Annotated in this window: 18 protein-coding genes; 10 read left to right on the top strand and 8 right to left on the bottom strand. The window is 50.6% G+C overall.

From position 1 onward, the window contains the following. Positions 1–90: 90 nt before the first annotated feature. The 8 genes from nuoH to trxA form a co-directional block, all read right to left on the bottom strand. Complete coding sequence (gene nuoH, locus OXG75_06315) at positions 91–1,140, bottom strand: NADH-quinone oxidoreductase subunit NuoH (GenBank protein ID MCY3625584.1); 1,050 nt, start codon at positions 1,138–1,140, stop codon at positions 91–93. Further along, a complete protein-coding gene (locus tag OXG75_06310) occupies positions 1,137–2,744 on the bottom strand; it encodes a molybdopterin-dependent oxidoreductase (GenBank protein MCY3625583.1) in 1,608 nt (535 codons plus the stop codon). Before OXG75_06310 ends, nuoH begins: the two co-directional genes overlap by 4 nt. Positions 2,745–2,833: 89 nt before the next feature. Beyond that, on the bottom strand, positions 2,834–3,037 hold the full coding sequence (locus OXG75_06305) for a twin-arginine translocase TatA/TatE family subunit (GenBank protein ID MCY3625582.1): 204 nt from the start codon (positions 3,035–3,037) through the stop codon (positions 2,834–2,836). Positions 3,038–3,061: 24 nt separating this feature from the next. Further along, positions 3,062–4,294: an MFS transporter gene (locus tag OXG75_06300; GenBank protein ID MCY3625581.1), complete on the bottom strand. Its 1,233-nt coding sequence runs from the start codon at positions 4,292–4,294 to the stop codon at positions 3,062–3,064. Between the two features lie 42 nt (positions 4,295–4,336). After that, the gene (hisS, locus tag OXG75_06295) at positions 4,337–5,620 is read right to left on the bottom strand and encodes a histidine--tRNA ligase (GenBank protein MCY3625580.1); all 1,284 of its coding nucleotides are present in this window, start codon (positions 5,618–5,620) and stop codon (positions 4,337–4,339) included. A 235-nt stretch (positions 5,621–5,855) separates the two neighbouring features. Further along, positions 5,856–7,121 carry an ABC transporter substrate-binding protein gene (locus OXG75_06290; GenBank protein MCY3625579.1) on the bottom strand — a complete coding sequence of 422 codons (1,266 nt, stop codon included), beginning with the start codon at positions 7,119–7,121 and terminating at the stop codon, positions 5,856–5,858. A gap of 164 nt (positions 7,122–7,285) precedes the next feature. Further along, a complete protein-coding gene (locus OXG75_06285) occupies positions 7,286–7,576 on the bottom strand; it encodes a GYD domain-containing protein (protein MCY3625578.1) in 291 nt (96 codons plus the stop codon). Positions 7,577–7,601: 25 nt separating this feature from the next. Next, entirely contained in the window at positions 7,602–7,934 is a 333-nt protein-coding gene (gene trxA / locus OXG75_06280; protein ID MCY3625577.1) for a thioredoxin, read from the bottom strand. Positions 7,935–8,159: 225 nt separating this feature from the next. Here trxA and OXG75_06275 point away from each other — a divergent pair, with 225 nt between their 5' ends. The 10 genes from OXG75_06275 (at position 8,160) to OXG75_06230 (ending at position 21,261) form a co-directional block, all read left to right on the top strand. Continuing rightward, positions 8,160–9,221 (top strand): efflux RND transporter periplasmic adaptor subunit, encoded by a 1,062-nt coding sequence (locus OXG75_06275; protein MCY3625576.1) that lies wholly within the window; start codon positions 8,160–8,162, stop codon positions 9,219–9,221. Next, on the top strand, positions 9,218–12,340 hold the full coding sequence (locus OXG75_06270) for an efflux RND transporter permease subunit (GenBank protein MCY3625575.1): 3,123 nt from the start codon (positions 9,218–9,220) through the stop codon (positions 12,338–12,340). The genes OXG75_06275 and OXG75_06270 overlap by 4 nt, the downstream gene beginning before the upstream one ends. 68 nt (positions 12,341–12,408) lie before the next feature. Continuing rightward, positions 12,409–13,797, top strand: coding sequence for a class II fumarate hydratase (locus OXG75_06265; GenBank protein ID MCY3625574.1), 1,389 nt, complete (start codon positions 12,409–12,411; stop codon positions 13,795–13,797). A 56-nt stretch (positions 13,798–13,853) separates the two neighbouring features. Continuing rightward, a complete protein-coding gene (locus OXG75_06260; protein MCY3625573.1) occupies positions 13,854–14,312 on the top strand; it encodes a hypothetical protein in 459 nt (152 codons plus the stop codon). Positions 14,313–14,371: 59 nt separating this feature from the next. Then, positions 14,372–14,641, top strand: a complete 270-nt coding sequence (locus OXG75_06255; protein ID MCY3625572.1) for a hypothetical protein — start codon at positions 14,372–14,374, stop codon at positions 14,639–14,641. A 35-nt stretch (positions 14,642–14,676) separates the two neighbouring features. Beyond that, positions 14,677–14,898, top strand: coding sequence for a hypothetical protein (locus tag OXG75_06250; protein MCY3625571.1), 222 nt, complete (start codon positions 14,677–14,679; stop codon positions 14,896–14,898). Beyond that, complete coding sequence (locus tag OXG75_06245; protein ID MCY3625570.1) at positions 14,823–15,014, top strand: type II toxin-antitoxin system death-on-curing family toxin; 192 nt, start codon at positions 14,823–14,825, stop codon at positions 15,012–15,014. Before OXG75_06250 ends, OXG75_06245 begins: the two co-directional genes overlap by 76 nt. A gap of 25 nt (positions 15,015–15,039) precedes the next feature. After that, a complete protein-coding gene (locus OXG75_06240) occupies positions 15,040–15,174 on the top strand; it encodes a hypothetical protein (GenBank protein MCY3625569.1) in 135 nt (44 codons plus the stop codon). Beyond that, positions 15,175–18,189 (top strand): PD-(D/E)XK nuclease family protein, encoded by a 3,015-nt coding sequence (locus tag OXG75_06235; protein MCY3625568.1) that lies wholly within the window; start codon positions 15,175–15,177, stop codon positions 18,187–18,189. Positions 18,190–18,192: 3 nt separating this feature from the next. Continuing rightward, positions 18,193–21,261 carry a UvrD-helicase domain-containing protein gene (locus OXG75_06230; GenBank protein ID MCY3625567.1) on the top strand — a complete coding sequence of 1,023 codons (3,069 nt, stop codon included), beginning with the start codon at positions 18,193–18,195 and terminating at the stop codon, positions 21,259–21,261. The last annotated feature ends 6 nt before the right edge of the window (positions 21,262–21,267 follow it).

The raw sequence follows: 21,267 nt of genomic DNA, 5'->3' as shown, positions 1-21,267 counted from the left end.
AATTTCAAATACTTTTAGAATTTCGGGTGATTTTTGAGTATAATATATGTAAGAGGGTTTTTATTTATGTATGTAATTCCCCAAATTATACTAAAGAATTCCGGAAACTATAAGGAAACTTACGAGAAGCAGGTTGGCTACCGCTAAGGGGAAAAGCCTCTTCCAGCCGAGGCCCATTACCTGATCGTACCTGAACCTAGGCAAAGTCCATCTTACCCAGATAAAAAGGAAGAGTAAGAAAAGGACTTTGCCGATAAAGACAGCTGGCGGCAGATACCAATGTGTGTTGATATCAATGCCGAACCACCCTCCGAACGGTAAGGGATACCAACCACCCAAAAACAAACAAGTTATCATGCACGAAGCAACTATCATATGAGTATATTCAGCCATGAAGAACATTGCAAATTTCATGCTGCTGTATTCGGTGTGATAGCCGGCGACTATCTCGGGCTCGGCTTCAGGCATATCAAACGGAAGCCTGTTGGTTTCGGCAAATGCGGAAACTACGAAAACCACAAAGCCTATAAAGGACGGGATTAAGAACCACATCTTCTCCTGAGCTTCGATTATGTCCCCGAGGCGAAGCGATCCCGTTATGGCGATTACTCCCAGTATGGACAGTCCCAAAGCGAGTTCATAGCTTATCATCTGCGCCGCTGCCCGAAGGCCTCCGAGAAGCGAGTACTTGCTGTTAGAGCCCCACCCGCCGAGCACCACGCCGTATACGCTGAGCGAACTTATTCCGAGCACGTAGAGAAGGCCGATGTTTATGTCGGCTATCTGGAACCTTATGAACACGGGATCCTGGAGAAATCCGAAGAGGTCTGTGTGAACCCCCTTTCCTATGGGAATCACGGCGAGGGCCGCAAGGGCCGTAACAAGCGCGAACGCCGGGGCCATTATGTACATGGTCTTGTTCGCTTTCGGAGGAATGATGTCTTCTTTGAAGATGAACTTGATGCCGTCTGCAAGAGGCTGGAGCAACCCCGAGGGTCCAACCCTGTTCGGTCCGTAGCGGTCCTGTATGAAGGCGCTTAACCTTCTTTCCGCGAAGGTTAGATAGGCAACAACCGTCAGGACGACGAAAAAGACAAGCGCTATCTTTGCGACCGCTATTGATATCAGAAGTGGAGTCATCTGCCCGCGCCGTGTTCAAGAACTTTTCCGACGGTACCTATCCTGTCGTAGCTGATCCCCCCGTATCCGGGGATCTTGAGGCTTATGTCATCCATCACTTCCGACGCGGAGCCGTAGCTGAACAGGGCCTTGTCGAGCCGCTCCCCGATCATGCACAGTATTTCGCATGCGGACTTGGCATTCCCGGGAGGAGGCATGGCCTTTCTTATCCTCTGAACCCGTCCGGCGTCGTTCGTGAAAGTCCCGTTTTTTTCATAGGGACTTGCCGCTGGAAGTATTACGTGAGCGTGTCTCGCGGTCTCGGTGAGTCTGTAGTCGATGACGGCAAGGAAGCTGATTTTCTCAAGAGCCCGGGAAAGAGCGTACTTCTCATGGCCTGAAACCATCTCGAACAGGTCTGCCTCGATGACTACCAGCGTATTGATCCTGCCGGCAAGCAGCGAGTCAATCGTAGCTTTCGTATCGTCTCCGTTTTCCTGAATCATGAAATTCCTGGCTCCGGCGCTGTTTGGATACGGGTCGTTGCTTACGAGGTCGAATTTTTTCTCTATTTCCTCGGTTCCCACGGCGCAGATTACCGGGCAGTCTCCAAGTGTGGATGAAAGCTTCGCCACGAGAAACATTTCCTCATTTGTAAGCCCGGCTGATCCCGCAATCGCGCAGGTGCCCACGCCGCCCGACTTTATTCCCGAAAGCCTGGCACCGACGCTGTTAATCGCGTTTTCCCAAGAGGCTATCTCGTAGTCCTTACCGCTTTTCATTATGGGGTCCTTAAGTCTGGTCGACTCCTGGACCTTCTTGTAGTCGAATCTTCCCCTGTCGCATATCCAGTGTCCGTTAACTTCCTCGTTTATCCTCGGGCGTATGCGGGAGACTTCTCCTTTTCTCGGATCGACGCCCACGGTAATGTTGCACCCGGTGCTGCAGAGAGAACACACGGAGTCTGTGAATTTCATGTACCAGACCCTCTCTTCGTGAAGGTTGTCTTTGGGAAGCAGGGCTCCGACCGGGCAGATGTCAATCACGTTTCCCGCAAGTTCATTATCGAGTGTTTTCCCGGGGAAAACGGAGATCTTCTTCCGAAATCCTCTTCCTGTGGTTCCAAGTTCGTGGGTTTTTGTCACTTCGTCCGTGAAACGCACGCATCTGGTGCACATGATGCATCTGTTGGCGTCGTACATTATGCGGTCGCTCAGGTAGCTTTTCTGCCTTACCTTCTTGTTCTCGGGACCGCCGACCCTGCTGTAGCCGGGACCGTGATCGAAAGCGGTCATCTGGAGCGGACATTCTCCGCCTTTATCGCAGATCGGGCAGTCAAGCGGGTGGTTTATCAGCGTGAACTCGACGGCAGCCTTCCTGGCCTCAAAAGCTTTTTCGGTGTCCGTCTTGACCACGAGACCGTCTCTTACGGTCGTGTTGCACGCGGGGAGCACCTTGGGAACGCCTTCCACTTCTACTAGGCATTGCCTGCACTGGGCGACCACGCTCAGCGAAGGGTGATAGCAGAAGTGTGGGATCTCTATCCCGGCCACCGCGGCGGCCTGGATGACGTTTATTCCGTCGTCCACATCAAGTTCAATTCCGTCGATGGTTATCTTGGGCATAGAGAGGGCTCAAAGGAAAAAACGGTTAGCGAAAATACTATCAGAGAAAGTGCTTTTGACAAGTAAGGATTTCCGCTCTTCCGGGATGTCTAGGACTTGGTCTTCTCGTCAAAATCATCTTCAAACTCTATGTTCTTCTTGAGGTCATCCTTGGCTCTCTGAAGCTCTCTTATCCCCCTGCCGAGGGTTCTCGCGACTTTAGGAAGTTCCTTAGGCCCGAGAACTATCAGGGCGATAAACAGTATTATAAGTAATTCAGCCGTGCCAAGTCCGAACATCTTTTTTTCCCCCATGTCTAATATAACCGAAACCGGGGGCTAAGCAGCGGTTCTGCCAGTTTTTTTTGCCGGAGTCTTTATAAGAAGCGTTAACAAAGCCGTTATGAAAGACGCCGCCATCGCCACGACGAGGGAGTTATAGTAGCTCTGGGTCATGTCGAAGAGGAGTCCCGAGATGAGGGGACCGCTGATTGCGGCCAGTGAGAACGCGGTGCCGAAAACACCGAAGATGCTTCCAAGCGACTTAAGTCCGTAGAATCTTCCCAGTATAGTCGGAAACATCGGTACCCATCCGCTGTAGAAAAGGCCGAACAGAAAGCCGAACAGGTAAAGCGACCATACCTCCACGACCAACAGAATCAGGATTATTGAACTTGCCTGGAGGAGATAGCAGACAAACAGTATGCGTACATCCTTCAGGATATTTGCTACCACTCCCGAGAAGAAAATCCGTCCGATAATGCTTCCGACCCCTATGAAGGCAGGCGCCCCGGCCGCCACAAGCGGCGTTATTCCCGACCCCACCGAGAAGTTAAAAAGGTTGACTACAATAATGAGAAAAGTGTTAAACCCGAAGAAGAAGGCAGCGTACATAAGCCAGAAGCTTGAGTGTGAAAACGCTTCCTTCGGACTCCAGTCAGAAGTTCCCTTCTGTTTTGTCCCATCTTCTGAGTCCTCTCCATAAGCCTTAAGGTTCATGTCTTCGGGGCGGCTTTTCACCAAGAATGCGGAACAGAGTATCACGGTAAAGATCACGGAGAGATAAACAAGGGCGCGTTCGTAACCGAATGATTCTATAAGCCAGGTGGTAAGCGGGTTTACCAACAGCCCGCTAACCGGAACTCCCGCCGTGGCGATCCCTATGGCAAGCGCCCTTTTCTTTACAAACCACCTGCTGATGATGGTGACGGGCAGTATGTAGAGGAACCCGTCTCCTATTCCCACCATTACGCTGTAGGTTATGTAGAGTTCCCATACGTTTTCTGCATAAGCTGAAAGAAGAAAGCCGAATGCTCCTACAAGTCCTCCAAAGAAGGTTAGGTACCTCGCGTCGTGGGTGTCTATGAGCCTTCCCGCGAACACGAATGAAAAGGCCATGCAGACGCATCTTAGAGAAAAAAATGACGATCCGACGGCGTTTGAGAGACCGAAAGCTTCGTTTAAGTAAGGGAGAAATATCCCGAACGAGTAGAGAACCATCCCGTCAAGCGTTATGAGCAGGTGTCCCGCCAGAACTATGATCCATCCGTAAAAGATTTTTTTTCTAAGCATAAAATTTTTGTGTGGAAAAGGGATTTCGCCGTTGCGGGCGAATCAGAGAAGTTTCCGAAAATCGCCGTGTCCACCAAGGTCGGCGAGTTTTTCGAGGGGAAACGACTTTTCCTCTCCGGTTTTCATGTTGCGAAGCGAAAAGACTTTTTTCCGAAGCTCGTCCTCTCCGATGATTACGGAGTACGCGGCCCCGGTCCTGTTCGCTTTCCTCATCTGGCTTTTCAGGCTTTTGTTTTCATATTCGGTCTCGACCCGCATGCCCTTTTTTCTCAGGTCGTCGGCTATTTTCGCCGCTTCGCCCCTGGCCTCATCGCCGATATGGATAACGCACACGAGCTGTTTTTTCCCGGGGGAATTCTTCCGCGTCCCGGTCTTCTCAATCAGAAGCAGTATCCTCTCAAGTCCCATAGCGAAGCCCACCGCGGGGGTTTCCGGCCCTCCCATCCGCTCCACAAGAAGATCGTACCTTCCCCCTGCGGCCACGGCGTTCTGGGAGCCGAGCTTGTCCGTCGTTACCTCGAAGACGGTGTCCGTGTAATAGTCAAGCCCTCTCACTATCCTTGGGTTGAGTCTGCAGGGTATGGATTTTCCCTTGAGAGAGGAGATAAGAGCGTCCAGATGCTCGCTGCTTTGCTCCGAGAGGTAATCCTGGATCGAGAAGGGGATCTCAGACGTTATCTCGCGGCACGTTCCGGTTTTGCAGTCAAGTATACGAAGAGGGTTCGTGCCGAGTCTGTTCCGGCAGTTCTCGCAAAGAGAGTCCTTATTCGGGGAAAGGAAGTCCGTAAGGGCTTCTTTATATTGCTCGCGTTCAGCCGGTCTTCCTATTGAGTTAAGTTCAAGCTCTACGTGATCTGAGAGCCCGAGTTCCGTGATCGCAAGCCAGAGCATCGCGATTATCTCTGAATCGGCAAGAGGGTCCTTGGAACCGAAAAGCTCCGCTCCTACCTGCTTGAAGCTTCTCTGCCTTCCTTCCTGGGGTTTTTCGTGCCTGAACATCTCTCCCGAGTAGTAAAGCTTCGTCACGGGCGATTTTCTGTGAAGAGAGTGCTCTATAAAGGCCCTCACGACTCCAGCCGTACCTTCTGGTCTCATCGAGACCCATTCTTCCCCCTTGGTCTCAAAGGTGTACATCTCCTTCTGGACTATGTCTGTAGTGTCGCCGAGACCCGTTGAGTAGACTCCTGATAACTCCAGAATCGGAATGATTATCTCGGAAAAACCGAAGCGCTCGAACACCTCTCTGGTTCTACTCTCTACAAGCCGCAGTTTCTCCGTTTCGGGGTGAAATATGTCTTTGAATCCGTGAAGACGGGCCGCTTTCATAGTACGTTTTCCCGGGTGAGCAGTTATCCCCGCGGGTTCGTTAAGGTTATACGCTCTTCGATTAAAAATAAAGTTTCCGGTACTGAAGATCGCCCTTCTGGAAACACTTGGGAGAGTGAGGTCGGTGAATACCGCTGACAGCCCTGAAACCTATGGAAACCTGGGTTTTCGACCGACCTCTTAGAGCTGTTTTTCCAAGCCCGTCGCGAACAATACGGGCTTGTTGCCGAGGGAGTTAATTTGTGTTCGCTTCTTCGCCCTGAAAATCAAGATATATTCTTTGCGCTACACCCTGAGCATCGTATGTGTCAACCGCGTAGAGTCCGTCCGTTATATCTCCATTTTCGTTAAGGTCGATCGGACCCGAAAGCCCCTCGTAGTCAATGTCGTCGTTGATCGTGGTTTCGTCGGTAAGCGCCGCGGCGCAAGTAGCGTAACTGTGGCACTTTGTTCCACCTCTCGTGACCTCCTGGACTTTGGAAACATAAACGGAAGGGTCGTTGCTTCCGGCGCTTAAGGCCGCAAGGCGGAGTATGACCACCGCATCGTAGGCGTGTGCCGTATAGTCACTAAAGTTGAACCGTTCTTTGAATTCTTCAAGCCTTGTGCCCGGAGGTGGAGTTGAAATTACCTGCTTGAATCCTTCAATTTCACCGTTTTCCTCATCCACATGCGGAAAAAGATTGGAACTGAACACGAGCCCGTCCCCGACGTAATACCCGGTTCCTTCGGGGATCACCGAAGAATCAAGCAGGCCTCTGATTATCTCTGCTCCCTCACTAAAAACAAGCAGTACTATGGATTCTACATCCGGGATTTGCTGCACTGCTGCTTCAACACGTGAGACCACATCGGCAGCTGGAGGAGACGGCTCAGAGTTATAGCTAACGACCTCGACCTGTCTGCCGTCAGACATTATCTCTTTTTCGACAATTGCGGCAAGGGCTTCTCCCCATGCGTCATCACGATTCACTATAACCGTGTTGCCCCGAGCCTGCTTCGCCAGTATTGGCCCCTGAAAGAGGTCAGAAGGGGATACTCTAAAGAAGAAAGGCTGACCTCCAGCGTCAACGACGCTTTTGTTTCTATCTGTAAGGGTGGGGGAAGTGGCTGAGGGCGAAACAGCGACTATTTGATTTTCGTTTAGAAAAGGATGAACCGCCACAGAGTCCGAGGAGTATGAAGGTCCCAAGATACCTCGGACACCCATTTTAAGAAGTTCCATAGCGCTCGCGACAGCTTCTCCCGCTCCCGCTTGGAAAGAGTTCCCACTTATGATCTCTATATTTCCCCCTGCCTTGTTAATGTCGTCTTTAGCAAGCCCCACGGCTTCTATAAGAGGAGCGTTGAAATCTTCGCCTTCAGCCAAGAGCGTTCCTATGCAGAAAGTTTCCGCACAGTCCACCCCTGCCTCATCTTCTTCGTCGTCAAAGCACCCCGAAGAGGATATTCCCATAAAAACCAAAAGCAGGGCAGAACCTAAAATGCTTAGTTTTTTCACGACCATATACCTCCAATTGAAATACGAATTGCGCATCACCGAATCTCCGGTCCGTTGATGCACCTTATTATACAACAAAACGGGACTAATCGGTTGAATTCTTTGCGGCGACTTGTCGCTGAATAAAACTTTCTTTTCGTTTAATGCTTCGGGAAAGGAGGGGGCTATTCGTTTATGAGTTTTTCTTCGAACTCTCCTATGGGGATTGCGGCAAGCGTCTCTATATGGATTGTGCCCCTTGAACCGAGTTCTATTACGATTTTCGTGATCGTTTCGTTATCGGGGGCTTCCACTATGTTAACAAAGTCGTAAGGACCGAGTGCCGCGTACTGGGCTTCAACCTTGGCGCCCATTTCCTCAAGCTCCCTGTTAACCTCGTTTATTCTCTCGGGCCTCATCTTTATGGTCCTTCTGCCCTCGTCGGTGAGGTTGCTAAGCATGATGTATTTGCCCATTTTTCGTGCCTGTGCCCGGAACGTATCAGCCCAGGGCCTTGTTCAGTACCTTCTCTATTTCACTTTTCGGGACGGCGCCGACTATCTGCTCGGCGACCTCTCCGTTTTTAAAAACTATCAGCGTGGGAATGCTTCTTATGCTGAATTTCATGGTCGTCTCGGGGTTCTCGTCCACATTTACCTTTCCCACCTTAACGCTGCCTTCGTAGTCATTGGAGATTTCCTCGATGACGGGGGAAAGAGCCCTGCAGGGACCGCACCATGGGGCCCAGAAGTCAACCAGAACGGGGACTTCGCTTTCCATTACTTCCTTATCGAACGCGGAATCTATTACTTCGACTATGTTTGAGGATGCCATTTCAATCTCCTTTGGGACTTTTATGCCTATATGCTAATACCAATTTGGAATAATACAAGAAGAGGATAGAAGATGCTCCTCATCTATAGTGCCGGTTGTTCAGTCATGTATAATTTGGAAGATTTCAGAACGCACACGTGCCGTCCCTCGCCTTTAAAACGGTGTGGAAGTTTTTTGCGGCATCCTGAAAGAGATGTTCCGATATCTGGAGAATGAACTGTGGTTATGCGAACAAAAATCTTTCTGCTTTTTTTATCTGTCTGCTTTTTCCCCGGGCTTTCGCCCGCCCAGCCTCCCGATGCTCCAGTGGTGGTATCCGCGGTAGTTGAGAGGGAGGTAAGGAAACCCCTCAGGCTTGTCGGCGCGACGTTTCCCGCGAGAAAATCCACCATATCAAGCGAGGTCGAAGGAGTAGTCGGGAAAATAAACGCCGAGGAAGGCCAGTACGTAAAGAAAGGCGAGACGCTTGCCGAGATAAAAAACGACAAGATTCGCTTTGCCCTTGAGCGGCTTAAGAGCGAGAGAAAGGAAGCCCTCGCGAGAGCCGAGCTTTCGGAAAAAGATTTTGCAAGGATGAAAGAACTTTACGAGAAGGGAATTATTTCTGACGGAGACTTTGACAGGGCAAGGACCCAGAGGGAATCTGGCCGGGCCGGGCTGCTCAGCCTCGAGAGCCGTATCGAAATAGCCGAATACGATCTCGCGGCGTCGAAAATCGCCGCTCCTTTTAACGGCTACGTGACCAAGCACCACGCCGAAGCGGGACAGTGGCTCGGTCTCGGGGACCAGGTGGTCTCTTTTGTTGATATAGATACGATAGAGGTGATGGCGGGGGTGCCCGAGAGGTACATAGACGACATAAGCGAGGGCATGGAGGTCGAGGTGATACTGCCCTCCCACAACCGGCTGACCGTCCCCGCGAAAATCTCTTCTGTAATCCCGGACGCGGACCCGATAACGGTATCCTTTCCGGTAAGGGTTATGCTTGAGAATCCGGATCACGCGATAAAGTCGTCGGCTTCAGCCATAATCATGGTAAGGATCGGCGAAACCGAAAAAATAAAGCTCGTACCGAAAGATTCCATAGTCAGGTCTCCCCAGGGCTCCATGCTCTTTGCCGTGAGGGAGGGCTTGGCGCATCCGGTACCGGTGGAAGAAAAGGGTTGGTATGAGGGCTTCACTCACGTTGAGGGGGAAATAAGCGTGGGCGAGAGCGTGGTCGTAAGAGGAAACGAGAGACTCAGGCCCATGCAGAAAGTCAGGATTGCCGACACCATAGAGCAATGAATCTTGTCGAGACCTCTATAAAAAATCCCGTAACCGTAGCCGTCGGCGTTATATTCCTCGTTATTTTCGGGGTTATCTCGCTTTTCAGGATTCCCGTTCAGCTTACCCCGGACGTCGAGACGCTCAGGGTTACCGTGAGCACCTTCTGGAGAGGGGCAAGCCCCTTTGAGATGGAAAGCGAGGTGGTAAACGAGCAGGAAGACGAACTCAGGGGAATAACGGGACTCAGAAGGCTTGACAGCGAGAGCTCGGAGAACTCCTCCGAGGTAATACTCGAGTTTGAAGTTGGCGCCGACATTGACTCCAAGGTGGTCAAGGTGTCAAACAGGCTTGATCAGGTAAGGGAATACCCGGACGAGGTCGAGCGGCCCGTGATAACCACCGTAGATCCCAGGGCAAACGCCATGGCGTGGTTTATCCTGAAGCCTCTTCCTGACAATTCCGCTGATATAAATCTCTACTACGACTTCGCGGACGAGATGATCCGCACCAGGCTTGAGAGGGTTCCCGGAGTCGGGGCCTCAAACGTGTTCGGCGGAAGGGAGCGGCGCATAGAGGTTCTTTTCGACCCCGCCGCGCTTGCCCGAAGAAATATCACGATAGCCGAACTTGCCGCCTCCATAGACAGGGAGAATGAGAATTTCAGCGCCGGTTCCTTTAACGAGGGTAAAAGGCAGTACCTCGTTCGAACCGTCGGAGAGTACAGAACCATGCGGGACATAGAAAACATAGTAGTGGCTACCGCGCAAAGCGGTCTTCCCGTTTACCTGAAGGACGTTGCCACTGTCCGCCTCGGGTACGAGGATCCGGGCTACACCGTGAGGCAGAACGGAGAGCCCTGCATTGCCGTTAACGTGCTTCGCGAAAGCGGGGCGAACTCAATAGAGGTTAAGGAGGGCATCTTTGCGGCCGTTGAAGAACTGAATGAGGGAGTCCTCAAGGAAAACGGACTTCGCCTCCGGAATGTCTACGAAGAGACCGGATACATAAAAAACGCGATAAAGCTCGTGAGGGGAAATCTTATTATAGGTGGCGTGCTTGCCATAACGGTTCTTCTTCTTTTCCTGAGAAGCGCGAGCAGCACGATGATCGTGGCAATCGCCATACCGTCAAGCGTCATAGGGACTTTCATAGTTTTCGAGGCGCTCGGGCGCACCTTAAACGTGGTCAGTCTCGCGGGGATGAGCTTCGCCGTCGGCATGGTCATAGACAACTCGATCGTGGTCCTTGAAAACGTGTACCGCCACATGCAGATGGGAAAATCGAGGATGAAGGCAGCCTATGACGGCACGACCGAAGTCTGGGGGGCGGTGCTTGCAAGCACCCTCACCACGGCCGCCGTGTTCATTCCGATCATGTTCATTCAGGAGCAGACGGGACAGCTGTTTCGCGACATAGCCATAGCGATCAGCGTCTCGGTCATACTTAGTCTTCTTGTTTCCATAACCGTCATACCGTCCGCGTCTTCAAAGTACCTCTCCGCAAAGGGCGCGGAATCCCTTGAGCGCCTTCATATCATGTCGCGGCTGTTCAGTTTCGCGGGGAGGGTATCCGGTTTTATAAACCGCTTTACCGAGGAGATAATGACAAGCGTCAGGAAAAGAGCGGTTCTCGTGGGTTTCTTCACCCTCTTGTCAATAGTGCTTATAATCGCCGTCTTTCCCAAGACCGAGTACCTGCCCACGGGAAACAGGAACCTGCTTTTCGGGATACTTATCCCGCCTCCCGGATACAATGTCGAGGAATATACGTCCATCGGAAAGCAGCTCGAGGCTGACCTCGAACCCTACATGAACGGAAAAACCGCGACCGGGAAAGATCTCCCACGGATAAAGAATTTCTTCTACGTCGCGAGGGGAAAACAGATTTTCATGGGCGCGGTCGCCGAGAACAGAAAGGAACTCAAGGAACTTTTTCCCGTTCTTCAACAGGCCCTGTCCAAGGTCCCGGGAACATTCGGAGTGATAATCCAGCCCAGCATCTTTAACGCCAACATAGGCGAGGGGAGGTCGATAGACGTTAACGTCACGGGAGATGATCTGGATGAGATACTGAGGACCGCCAGGAGCGTGTTTTTCATGTCCATGGAGAGCCTTCCCGGGGCGCAGATAAGACCGATTCCGAGCCTTGATCTCGGAAACCCCGAGCTCAGGATCGTTACTGAGCGGGAGGCGGCTTCCCGGGTCGGGATCACCAACAGCGAGCTCGGGTTTACCGTGAGATCCCTCATAGACGGCGTCCAGGCAAGCGAGTTTAACCTCGAGGGACAGGAGGTCGACATAGTCTTGCGGGCGGAGCAGGATTTCTCCGAGAGAACCCAGGATATAGAGAACATAATGATCACTTCTCCGAGCGGGCAGGTGATTACCGTGGGAGCCCTGGCCAGGGTCAGTCTTGAAAACGGCCCGGAGCAGATAAATCACTACGAAAGACAAAGGGTGATAACGATACAGATAACTCCTCCCGAGGAAGTTGCGCTTGAGGAGGCGATAGAGACCGTTAACGACGATATAATCTCCGTGCTTCGGCAAAGCGGCCAGGTGGGGGAGCGGACCGGTTTTGTCCTTGCCGGGACAGCGGACAAGCTCGCAACGGCAAAAGACGCGCTTCAGTGGAACTTTCTTCTGGCCGTGGTGATATCGTTTCTGCTGATGGCGGCTCTTTTCGGGAGTTTTCTCCATCCGCTTGTCATCCTGGTCACGGTTCCGTTTGCCTCCCTCGGAGGGTTCCTCGGGCTTTTCATCCTTAACCTGTTCACGTACCAGCCGCTTGATATACTGACGATGCTGGGCTTTGTGATTCTCATAGGGATAGTCATTAACAACGCCATACTCATAGTTCACCAGGCGCTTAACAACATCCGGGCCGGAATGGAGCAGCAGGAGGCCATACGCGAATCGGTAAGGGTGAGAATAAGGCCGATCTTCATGAGCACCCTGACGAGCGTATTCGGCATGCTTCCCCTTGTGCTTGCCCCGGGGGAAGGCTCTGAGCTCTACAAGGGCCTTGGAAGCGTCGTGGTCGGCGGACTTGTTCTTTCCACGGTCTTCACCCTGTTTCTGATCCCTTCCGTTTTCAGCCTAATGCTAGAGTTCCGAAGAAGGCCCTCTTTCTTATGAAACCGGTTTTGTTTGTGGCATAATAAATTCCCTGACTGAAATTGACAATCATTTGGAGGGAATCTTAAATGGCTAAGACGAAATACAGGGTGGAATCCGACTCGATGGGAAAGATGAAAGTTCCTCCGGACGCTTATTACGGGGCGCAGACGGCAAGGGCGGTTGAGAACTTTCCCGTGAGCGGACGCACTCTTCCAAGGGAATTCATAAGGGCGATGGGTCTTGTGAAACTGGCCGCCGCGCAGACAAACGCAGAACTCGGATTCTTGAAGAAGGGTGCCGCGCGGGCCATAGCGAGAGCCGCGCAGGAGGTTGTCGACGGGAAGCTCGACGATCATTTCGTGGTGGACGTCTTTCAGACGGGTTCTGGCACCTCGACAAACATGAACACGAACGAGGTGATAGCCAACAGGGCGACCGAGATGCTCAAGGGGAAGACCCGGGTGCATCCGAACGACCATGTGAACATGGGTCAGTCAAGCAATGACGTGATCCCCACGGCCATGCATGTCTCCTCTCTTGAGGCGATAGAAAAGGATCTTATACCGTCGCTTGAGTATCTTCGCGACGCGCTCTCGAAAAAGGCAAAGGAGTTTGATCACATAGTAAAGATAGGGCGCACCCACCTTATGGACGCCACCCCTATACGGCTCGGCCAGGAGTTTGGCGGGTACGCGAGCATGGTTGATCACGGAATCTCGAGACTAAAGAGGACAAGAACCGACCTTTCGGAACTTGCCATAGGAGGGACCGCGGTCGGCACGGGGATAAACACCCACAGGGATTTCGGAAAAAAGGTGGCGGCGAGGATAAGCGAGGCTACGGGGGTTAAGTTCAGGGAGGCTAAAAATCACTTCGAGGCCCAGGCGTCAAAGGACGCGGTTGTTCAGGCAAGCGGAGCACTCAAGACGATATCTGTGAGCCTCATCAAGATAGCGAATGACATACGGTGGCTTGGAAGCGGCCCGCGCTGCGGCTTCGGGGAGATCCTTCTGCCCGCTATACAGCCGGGTTCGTCCATTATGCCGGGGAAGGTTAACCCGGTGATCGGCGAGTCGGTTACGCAGGTCGCGGCCCAGGTGATCGGGAATGACGCGGCGATAACGATCGGAGGGCAGTCGGGGAATTTCGAGCTTAACGTGATGATGCCCATGATGGCGGACAATCTCCTTCAGTCGATAAGGCTTCTCTCGAGGGTATGCACCGTGTTTGTCGACAAGTGCATCTCTGGTATAGAGGCGGACGAAGAGCGCTGCGGGGAAACCATCGAGCAGAGCCTCGCCATGTGCACCAGCCTAGCGCCGATCATAGGTTATGACAATGCGGCTGCGATTGCGAAGGAAGCCTACGCTTCGGGGAGCACCGTAAGGGAAGTTGCAAGGAAAAAGGGAGTGCTTTCAGACGAGGAACTTGACAGGGTCCTTGACCCGCTGTCGATGACAAAGCCGGTTTCGTAGTGCCTTGGGCCCAGATGGCTGCTTGGCTGTATAGAGTATTTTCGACGGTTGGAAGAATGAGGAAGATTCTTTTAGTTTTTCTGCTTTTTTTGGCGGTTCCGGTTTCTTCTTACGGAAAAGAAGAGGTTTACAAGACCTATACCGATATCGGAGAACTTGAACCGCCGGCTGTAACCATTTCCCAGGTTCTCTCCTCCCGGGATGAGTTTCATAAAAAGATATTCACCCTTGAGGGGCAGGTGGGCGATCTGCGGTTTAAGAAAATGGCGAACGGAAGAAAGTTCACCCTGTTTCAGTTCTTCGAGGATGATCCGGAAAAAAGAATAAACGTTTACGCCAGGGGGTTCGTGGAAGGTATTGAAAACGGGAGCAGGGTAAGGATCTGGGGTCGCTACAGCAAGCATAAAAGGTATTTTCTTTCCAAGCGCAAGAATATTATGAAGGCGAAGAAGATACAGATTGAAGGGATACCGGAATCGATACAGCATGGATCTGGAGAGAAAAGTCCTTCTTAGCGGGTGACTGCCCAGAGATATGTCAATTGATATTTCGGTGAAGTTCCGTATGCTTATAGTTGCAAGACAATGAGGCTGCCATGCAAGACAACTTGACTGAAAAAACCGTGTCGTTGGGCGAATTAAGCAGTCCTGAAAAAGTGACTAAAAAAGCCGACGACGAACCTCTGACTGCTTTGGATAGTGATAAGCATGGGGGTTCCTCGACTACCAATTCCGTCGTGGAAGAACCCCGCTTTAGAGTTGCTGATTCCGATGAAGTTGATGCGGCTATTGCAAAGCGCAAAGACAAGATACAGCCAGTTCTGGATTACCTAAAAGATAAATAGGCATGAAATATTTATCACCTGAGGGGGTGATTGCCATGCATGAGCAGGTTGTTGGACCTGACGAACTGCAAGGCATGGCCCTGAACAAGTCCATTGAGTCCGTTTTGGCCCGTGTCGAGAACCGCGTAGCCTACGAAATGATTGAGGATGTGTTTGACTTGCTGCTTGTTATGCGTGCTGTATCGCAGTTGGTCATGCGTTCAATGACGGTGACAAGAGAACCGCGTTTAAGGCAATGGATACTTGCTTGGCTGTAAACGGCATAGAATTGGATTTTGACACGGAGGAAGCGGGTGAGATGATGATTAAAGTTGCCCAGGGTATTGTTGATGAAAAAGAACTGGCGGAATGGCTGAGAATCTTGGCTCAATAAGAATTTCCAGACTTAAGATAGTAGGATGACTGCTGATATTGAAAAGAGGAAAGCTGGCATGCTTTTTGAAGATTTCCTTAAAGAGTTGGGAATTTACGAGGAAACGGCCAACCAGTTTGAAGCGTTATTTGGACCTTCAAATGTCCCGAATTCATACTAGATGAAGCTGATCTATCACCCTAAAGAATTCACTTTCAAAGATCTTTTCAAAAAATACGGGCTTAACCCAAGTGATGAGACAACCCTTTTCCTTCTTCCGGGGGTCTCGGTTGTGCAGGAAATAGAAGATTATTACTCTGGCGAGGGGGTATGGGGAAAAAACCTGCTTACGTTCAATGAACTTTCGGATTTTGTAAACGAGGCGTCTCCGAACCTAAAAAAGAAAAGAATATCAAGGACTCAGGCCCTATCTGTAACTAGGAAAGCAGCGGAGTCAGTCTCGGGAGACCTTGAGGTCTTCAGGGAATTTTCGAAGAACCGGGATTTTCTTAACGCCGTAGCTTCCATTGTTTTAAAACTGAAACAAACCAAAGTTTCCGCAAAGGAGCTTGTCGGGTCTCTTAGGAGAATCAAGGCTCGGAGCTTGCGGAAAAAACTCTCGGATATAGGGCTTGTCTACGAAAAATACGAAGCGCTTGTCGCCGAGAGAGACTTTCTTGATGATGCGGATTCTGCCCGTGTCGTTTCAGAAGAGTTAGAGAGGGAAGGGCTTACCCCGTTTTTCCCATCTGCGAAAAAGCTTGTTGTTTTTGGATTTTCCGATTTTACGCTTTGTGAGCTTGATGTGATAAAGAGCCTTTCCTCGGCGGTTTCAGAAACTTTCTTTTTCGTGAGCGACTTCGGCGAGCTGGATGAATACAGAAACTATTTCCTGGAAAAGCTTCGCGAAGCTTCCATAGTTTATGAAGAAAATTCCGCAATGACAGATGAAGTCCTCGAAGCTAAGACTCAAAGCGAGTTCGGTGAGTTTCGGGACTCTCACGATGAAATTGAGTACGTCTCAAGGAAGATTAAAAAGTTCATTGTGGATAAGGAGTGTAAAGCCTCCGATTTTAAGGTTCTTGTTAGGTCATCACAGAAACGCGGGTGCTCCATAGCCAATATATTCGAGAAAAACGGAGTTGCGGTTGACCTCAGAAACTCCGGGACCTTGACCGGGAGCGTATACGGGCGCCTTGCGGGCGATATCCTTCGCCTCAAATCAGGCAATTTTCACAGAAACGACCTGATCGGACTTCTCTGCAACCCGCTTTTTGCCCTCTATATAGGAGAGTCTGAGTTCTCGCAGCGCAGCGCCAGTCTCGTAAAGGAGATTTCTTCCGCAAGCGTTTCCTCCGAAGACAGGAAATACAGGACCGTAAGCGGTATCTCGGGTTGGAAGAGGATCCTGGAACACATAGTGGAACGGGATGCACAGCTGTCCGCGGTCGCCCATGATATAGGCTCGGCACTTGATTCGGTATCGTCAAAGTTCGGAAGAAGAACTTTTGCCGCGATGACTTCTGATCTGAGAAAGATTTTTTCAGAACTCAGGGTTTCTGAGAGTTCGGTGCTGCTTATAGAGAGGAATCAAACCACCAGGGAGTGTTTCGATGAATTTTTCTCTTTTCTGAAGGAGCTTTCCTTTTCTTACGGAGAGTTTGATTTCCGGGTTTCAGACCCCGGAGAATATCTTCTTTTTCTGGATGAGTTCATGGGAGAGAGAACGGTTCCCTATAAAACTCCCTGCGATGGCGATTCGGAAAGGGTGAGCGTTACTGATTTCTCCGTAGCCCGCGGAATAAACCCAAAGTTTCTTTTTCTGGTCGGTCTTTCGGATACTTGTTTTCCTTCGCCTCTTCCTGCGGATCCCGTGCTCAAGCCCAGGGAAAAGGCGGAAATAAACCGGGCGCTAAAAAAAAGGGTGTTTGATGAGGAAGGTCTTCATTATGAAAAGGAAAAACATCTTTTCTCCACCCTTAACACTGCCTCTTCTGAGAAGGTCTTTCTTTCCTGCTTCCGCTACGACCAGAAATCAAGGGATGTAATCCGCTCTGACTTTCTTGAGGAAATGGGGATATCTCCTCCGGCGCGGCGCTCTGAAAACTTCTCGGAACCTGGAGAGATATTCTCTAGGGAAGATGTCTTGTTTTACTGTTTTTCACCTTCGAGGATACCGGATGTCGACCCTAAGATCGCCGAGGTCATAAAAGAGCATTACGGTTCGGATCTGGTTGGTTATCTCTCGGGTGGTATTTCCGCCGAGAGAAAAAGACTTGAGCTTGAGGGGAATTATACGAATTTCGAAGGGGTCCTCCGCAACGCCCCTCCACACCCGGACACTTTTTCACCCACAAAGCTCGAAACCTACGGGACATGTCCCTTCATGTATTTTTCGAAGGAAACGCTGAAACTGGATGTGGTCGGGGATCCCGACGAACAGAAGGCCTCGCAGCTTGACCTTGGCTCACTTGCCCACGAAATCCTCAAGGAGTTCATGGAGACAGTTTTCGCCGATGGCTCCGACTGGCCAGAAGCGAGCCGTATTGCGGAGGTCTATGAGAAACTCAGAAGGAAGTACGAAACGAAGCCCGGGGTTTTCTCCCATCTCCCAAAGAATGTAGAGGAGATTGGAAAGAAAAGGTTTTTTGACTGCATTTTGCCGAACTTCATCACCGATGAGATTCAAAGAATCGGAAAGGATGAATTCATCCCCCGGGTTTTCGAACAAAAAGTGAATTTTCGCATCGGTAATGCAGAAATCAGTGGAAAAGTGGACAGGGTAGATGTCCACAGAGACGATGAGAAGAAAACCGCGGTTATCGATTACAAGATCGGAAGCGTAAAAGGGAGAAAATATTTTGATTTTGAGAATCTGCAGCTTCCCCTTTACCTAAAGGCGCTGTTTGATGAAGGGGCTGCTCCCTCCAGGGGATCTTATCTTTCAATCGGAAGACCGGGAGAAAGCGTTTCTTCCAAAGACCCTTATCTTGATGAAGCGGCTTCGCTTGCGGAGTACTACGTGGAGAACATAAAGAAAGGGTTTTTTCCTCCCTATGTGGGGAAAAAAGAGAAGAACCAGGAAGCCCACTACCTCGAGATGTCCAAGGGTCGTCCCTGTTCTTACTGTGATTACGCTGACCTTTGCAGGGTAAAAGACGGGGTGGTAAGGAGAACCGGGCATTCGCGGGGATAAGCCATGGAGAAAGTTTCCAACTTCTTAGATCTTAACGAAGAGCAGTCCCTGATACTTCGCCCGGCAAGAAAAGTGGCGGTCAGGGCGGGGGCGGGTTCGGGAAAGACAAGAGCCATAATAGCTAGGTATCTGGGGATTCTGGAGGGAGAAGAAGCGGATATTCCTCAAATTGTGGCCGTTACCTTTACGGAAAACGCCGCTGCAGAACTGAAATCCAGAATAAGTTCCGAGATTACGAAGTATATTGAGGATTACGGCCACAGAGGAAATATAGCCGAGGGGTGGCGCAGGAAGTTTTTCTCCGCTCCCATAGGAACTATCCACAGTTTCTGTTCAGGGATACTGAGAGAAAACGTCTTTGATTCGGGGCTCCCGCTTAATTTCTCCGTGATTGAAGGTTCCGAGGAGAATGCTTTTTACGAACAAAATATCGGCAAGTTTCTTCTCATGAAGATCGAGGAGGGTGACCCTGGGCTCCAGAGACTTCTCGAGATGGAATCTTATGATTATGCCCAGATTATGAAGATCATGGCGATGATACTGAAAGAAGCGGCAAGGCTCCATCTGATTCCTCCTTTTTCCTATTACGGAGAGAACCCCGGCCCCAAAAACCCCGATTCAGAAGCGCTTGAATCCATGGATGAAAATCTTCACATGAGGATTGGGGACTATATTTCCGTTCTTTCGTCCCAGTCCAAAAGGAGAAAGCAGATCCTGCAGGATTTAAGCGGGAAAATAGATATGACTCTGGGCCTTGACCGGAATATTCGCTATCTGAGGGCCGTTTATGAAGAGGCAAGAAAGGAGATGACGAAGTCCGAGGTTGAGCAGTCGAGGCTTGCGCTTGTTGACACGGTCTTTTCAGTAATGGGACATTACGATTCGGAAATCAATTCTATCTATCTTGATTTATCCGGCGACGCGCATCGTTTTCTAAGAGAGAGGAAGATCCTTGAGGAGAAAATAGAGTATGAGGACATGATACGTCTCACAATTGAACTCTTCGAGAAAAATCCTGAAATATTAGGCTATTACAGAAATTTCCTAAAGTTTATTATAGTTGACGAATTCCAGGATACTGATTCCCTTCAGCTCAGATTGATGAATCTTCTCACGGACGGTGACTCCGGAGGCAGTCTTATTGTAGTCGGTGACGTGAACCAGTCCGTTTACGGTTTCAGGGGAGCCGAGCCGGAGACGTTCGGGAAGATACTTCAGACTGGGGATTTCGAGAAAATATCCTTTGCGGCCAACTACCGCTCCAGCGGTAGTCTCATAGATTTTTTCAATGTTTTTTTCGCCGGCACCTTCCCCGAAGGATATTACGAAAAGATGACAGTTCCCGTTTCGCGGCCCGGCCCCGGTATTTCGGTGGAAATAATCGCTTGCGAAGGCGCGAAGGCCGACGAGTCGATCGAACTTGAAGCCCGCGCCGTGGCGTCAAGGATAAAAGAGATACGGAAGGAATCCTCAGAAGAAATTGCTCTTCTGTTCAGAAGGTCTTCAAACGTCTCTGTATACGAAAAAGCGCTTGCGAAGGAAGGGATAAGGTTTCAGTCCCGCATTGGGCGCGGTTTCTACGACCTTCCCGAGGTAAGGGACGTTATATGCATGCTCACATACTTTCTTGACCCTCAGGATCTATTGGCTCGGGCCTCGGTGCTCAGATCTCCTTACTTCGGAGCGTCGGATGACGAGCTTTTCTCCCATTTCCGGGTAGAGGGAAGAGAAAACGGCTCCCGAGTCGGGCAATACATTCGTTTTCTTGATGAAAAGAGAAGGGAATACGTTAACGGAGATGCCTTCAGGGCGGTCGATTTCGCTGTAAACGGGCTTGGCTATTCCTCCGCGGTCCTGGCGCTTCCGGATGGAAAGGCCAAGTATCTGAACCTGAAGAAGGTTCTCCTGATGACAGAAAACCTGGTCTCGCACAAGGGGTACGGGCTTCGCCAAGTAGTTGAGCACTTTGATTCCATGCGTCGAACTTACGAAGAAGAGCAGGTTTTTGAGGAAACAAACGACAGCGGGGTAGTGAAACTTTTGACGGTTCACGGGGCGAAAGGGCTTGAATTTCATACCGTTTTTCTCTGCAACACTAACTACAGAAGGGTGACGCCGTCTGAAAGGGTGATGGCGGATATCAAAAAAGGTTTTGTAGTCAGATACCCGGCTTCCTCTTCGGATAATTGGGAGGATCTTAAATCCCGCGTTGAGAAAAAAGAGGCCTGGGAAGAGAGAAGGGCGCTCTATGTGGCCATGACCCGGGCCGAGGAAAGACTTTTCATATGTTTCAGCGGCCGCCGTCTGGCCAAAGAGGAGCGGATGCAGGTGGAAAAAGGAAGCTTCGCCGAGCTTATTGATTCGAGGCTTTCCCTCTCTTCCCGGTGTCTTGAAATGCCGAAAGGGTTTACAGACGACACTTGGGGAATTTCTTTTCCGGGCTTCTACGAGGGGGGAACTTCAAAAGGACCCGACTCCCCGGATACTTCCTCCTTGGAAACGGAAGTTCCTCTGCAGCTTAAATACATGGAACCCACATACGGCAGGGAGGATAAGCCAAAGCGGGCGGAGATCTCCCCGCTTCCAGACCTGTTTTCTCCTACTGACCGCTTAAAGGATCCGGAGAGAGCGGGAAGCATAATGCACAGGTTCCTTGAGGTCTGGGATTTCAGGGAGGAAACGGCCGAGAAAGAGATTGAGTTCGTTCTGGGGGAATTTCTTGTTTCAAACCCGAATATGAAGGAACTGCTGCTGGAACTTTCCTCGAATTTTCTAGAGTCCGAGCTCTTTTCCTTTATAGGCGAGGCTCGGGAAATCAGAAGAGAGCTTAAATTTGTCTTTGATCCCGGTGAGGGTGCTTCGAGAAGGGGCAGAATAGACCTTCTGACGGAAGAGGATGGGGGAATGCGTCTTTTTGATTATAAGTACAGAAAATCGATGAATGAAGACGCCCGTGAGGCTTACGAAGAGCAGATGGACGGTTACTGCGAAGCCATACGCTCAAGATTCGAAAAACCACTGCTTTCGCGCCACATAGTTCTTATCCCGCAGGTTGAGCTTGTCTCCATATAAAAGTCC

The sequence above is a fragment of the Candidatus Dadabacteria bacterium genome (assembly GCA_026705445.1).
Classification (GTDB): Bacteria; Desulfobacterota_D; UBA1144; order Nemesobacterales; family Nemesobacteraceae; genus Nemesobacter.
Note: the sequence above shows the minus strand (reverse complement) of the source record. Positions and strands in the feature narration are given on the sequence as shown.

Coding starts and splice junctions, on each gene's coding strand:
- hisS (MCY3625580.1), bottom strand. CDS start 5,620: ATGAAAGCGGCCCGTCTTCACGGATTCAAAGACATATTTCACCCCGAA.
- nuoH (MCY3625584.1), bottom strand. CDS start 1,140: ATGACTCCACTTCTGATATCAATAGCGGTCGCAAAGATAGCGCTTGTC.
- OXG75_06260 (MCY3625573.1), top strand. CDS start 13,854: ATGAGGAAGATTCTTTTAGTTTTTCTGCTTTTTTTGGCGGTTCCGGTT.
- OXG75_06275 (MCY3625576.1), top strand. CDS start 8,160: ATGCGAACAAAAATCTTTCTGCTTTTTTTATCTGTCTGCTTTTTCCCC.
- OXG75_06270 (MCY3625575.1), top strand. CDS start 9,218: ATGAATCTTGTCGAGACCTCTATAAAAAATCCCGTAACCGTAGCCGTC.
- OXG75_06300 (MCY3625581.1), bottom strand. CDS start 4,294: ATGCTTAGAAAAAAAATCTTTTACGGATGGATCATAGTTCTGGCGGGA.
- OXG75_06250 (MCY3625571.1), top strand. CDS start 14,677: ATGCATGAGCAGGTTGTTGGACCTGACGAACTGCAAGGCATGGCCCTG.
- trxA (MCY3625577.1), bottom strand. CDS start 7,934: ATGGCATCCTCAAACATAGTCGAAGTAATAGATTCCGCGTTCGATAAG.
- OXG75_06265 (MCY3625574.1), top strand. CDS start 12,409: ATGGCTAAGACGAAATACAGGGTGGAATCCGACTCGATGGGAAAGATG.
- OXG75_06230 (MCY3625567.1), top strand. CDS start 18,193: ATGGAGAAAGTTTCCAACTTCTTAGATCTTAACGAAGAGCAGTCCCTG.
- OXG75_06235 (MCY3625568.1), top strand. CDS start 15,175: ATGAAGCTGATCTATCACCCTAAAGAATTCACTTTCAAAGATCTTTTC.
- OXG75_06310 (MCY3625583.1), bottom strand. CDS start 2,744: ATGCCCAAGATAACCATCGACGGAATTGAACTTGATGTGGACGACGGA.
- OXG75_06305 (MCY3625582.1), bottom strand. CDS start 3,037: ATGGGGGAAAAAAAGATGTTCGGACTTGGCACGGCTGAATTACTTATA.
- OXG75_06240 (MCY3625569.1), top strand. CDS start 15,040: ATGACTGCTGATATTGAAAAGAGGAAAGCTGGCATGCTTTTTGAAGAT.
- OXG75_06285 (MCY3625578.1), bottom strand. CDS start 7,576: ATGGGCAAATACATCATGCTTAGCAACCTCACCGACGAGGGCAGAAGG.